This is a genomic window from Roseinatronobacter alkalisoli (assembly GCF_028745735.1).
GTDB lineage: Bacteria > Pseudomonadota > Alphaproteobacteria > Rhodobacterales > Rhodobacteraceae > Roseinatronobacter > Roseinatronobacter alkalisoli.
This window is the reverse complement of record NZ_JAQZSM010000037.1, coordinates 1-2,288: the sequence shown is the minus strand read 5'-3', so window position 1 is coordinate 2,288 and position 2,288 is coordinate 1. Positions and strand designations below refer to the sequence as shown.

Below are 2,288 nucleotides of genomic sequence, written 5' to 3'. Positions count from 1 at the left end.
AACTGTGACCGCGCGGGTGCCTGTTGCGGATATCCGGGCCTTTGATGCGCTGATCGCGCGGCTTGGGGGGGACCAGCGCTCGACGGTGCTGCGCGCCTTCATCCGCCATCCAGCGGGGTATCTTGGCGCCGATGCGGAGCTCGCTGAGGCTGTCCGTGAGCTGCGGCGGGAGTTGTCAGCGATCGGCTCGAACCTCAATCAGATCGCGCGGCGGCTGAATGACCCGCGGCTGTTGCCCGGGGACCGCAAGCTTAGCCGTCGCGAGGCGGAGTTGCTTCGTGCAACTCATGCCGCTGTCACCCGGTCGCGCGATCATCTGGCCGTGCTGATCGGAGCGAAGGCACGCGGTCGCGATGCGGCCTTCCGTGTGATTGTGGGTGATGCGATCGTAGGGGAAGCGTTGTCTTCGGAGGATGCGCATGGCGGGTAAGCCGGATGCCGTGAGCGCGGCCATGGGCACGTTGTTCGACGAGGGCTGGACGCGCGGCCCGGGCGGGCAGGGCGATGAGCCTGCACCCAAATCTTTTGGGCGTCGTTTTGGCGCCACGCGCAGCTATCAGCATATGGCGCGGGCGGCATCGGGCAATCGGGCAGTCGTGGTCAAACTCGTGCGCGGGGGCGGGTGTCATGACAGCCGCCAGCTTGGCAATCAGCTCGACTATCTGATGAGCAAGGCGGACCGCGTGTTTGACTCTCAAGGCACATTCGAGCAGCGCGGGCCGCTCACTGCGGATGAGGCGCGCGAGGCCGCCACCCGCTGGAGCGACAGCTGGGACGGCATGACCTCCTCGGGCCAGACTGCGCATCTGATCGTGTCCTTCCCCCAGGACACTGACAGCCGCGACGTGGAAGTGATCACTGAGCGCTTTTGCGAGCGCATGTTCGAGGGCCAGTTCGACTATATCGCCGCCACGCATAGCGACCGCGCACATCCGCATGCGCATATCGTGGTCAACCGGCGGGGCGAGGATGGCCCGCTCTTTACACTGCGCGCAGGCACGGATCACAGCTATGAGGCCTATAAGGACACGCTGGTCGAGCTGGGTCAGTCCTATGGTGTCGCGCTGGAGGCCAGCAGCCGCTTGCAGCGCGGGATTATCCACCGTGCCCCCACGGATGCCGAATATCGCCGCGGCCGGACCGCAGACCGCCCCCGGACCGGGGCGGATCTGGACTATGCACGCGCGCAGATCGCGCGCCATGCCGAGAGCTATTCGGCGCTGGCCGCGCATGCGCGCGGGATCGAGGCCATCGATCATGCCCGTTTCACCCGGGGCGAGATTGCCTCCTACACGCGCCTGTCTGATCTGGCGCAGAACCTTCAGCGTGCAGCCAGCGATCTCGCGGCCGGGCGCAGCCTTCATCCCCACAGTTACGGAGCCGTCCCGATGTTACAACAAGAGCGCTTCACTCAGGCGCTGGAGCGCCTCGATGCCGTCGTGGTGCAGGCCGAAGACCGGATTGCGGCAGCCGCGCCGGGCGAGCGCCCGCGAGAAGAAGCACGTCTCAGCGATGCGCTCTCGAAGCTGGACGCTCTGCTGCCTGCAGAGGCACGGGATCAGGAACTGACCGCGGCCCCCAGCGAAGCGGGCATCTATGCCGCCCAAAACGCAGCCGTCGCGATGGAACATGTCGCGCTGGTTGGCGAAGGACGGATACGGGGGGCTGTGGAAGGCAGCGGGATCAGTGCTGACACGCTGATGGCGCGGCTGCGCGAGGGCGCGCCGAATGCGGCGCTGGAGCAAGACTGGCTGATGGATGATCTGCGCAGCGTGGCCGAGCATCACGGGTTGGATCTCTCGAAGCAGGATGATCTGGACCGCGCGCTGGAAGAGGTGGACCGCGTGCATGACCGGATCGGGGATGATGTCGGTCTCGATATGACACCTGCAGGGCGCGAGGCGCTGGAGGAGAAGACGTCGCAGAAGATCGAAGACGCGATCACGGCTTTGCGCCGTGAAGGGTTTGACAGGGCATATATCTCATCGCGCTCATTCGATATCGAGGATCAGGCCCGCGCAGAGGCGCGGGCCGAGGTTGTGGGCGCAGCGGATCAGCTTGCGACGCAGGCAGGTCAGGCGGGGCAGCGGACAGGCACTGAGGCAAAGGCCCGCCAGGCTGCGGGGGATCAGGCTGTTGGTGATGATGGGGCAGGCGAGGCGAAGGCAGACAGCATCGCACCCGCGCGCCGTGGTCTCGATCCGCTGGATACGCCCGCCTCCTATTATGAGCGTTTCGTGGTGACCAAGCAGGGCAGTACACAGGAATTCTACCGCCATTACGATGAC

The 2,288-nt window shown here is 65.7% G+C and carries 2 protein-coding genes; both read left to right on the top strand.

Translation table 11 applies throughout. The annotated features are described in order from the left end of the window. Positions 1 to 430 (top strand): plasmid mobilization relaxosome protein MobC (gene mobC, locus PUT78_RS20805; RefSeq protein ID WP_274354176.1); only part of this gene is annotated, 430 nt, incomplete at its 5' end. Further along, positions 420 to 2,288 (top strand): relaxase/mobilization nuclease domain-containing protein (locus PUT78_RS20800; RefSeq protein WP_274354175.1); only part of this gene is annotated, 1,869 nt, incomplete at its 3' end. The genes mobC and PUT78_RS20800, both read left to right, overlap by 11 nt.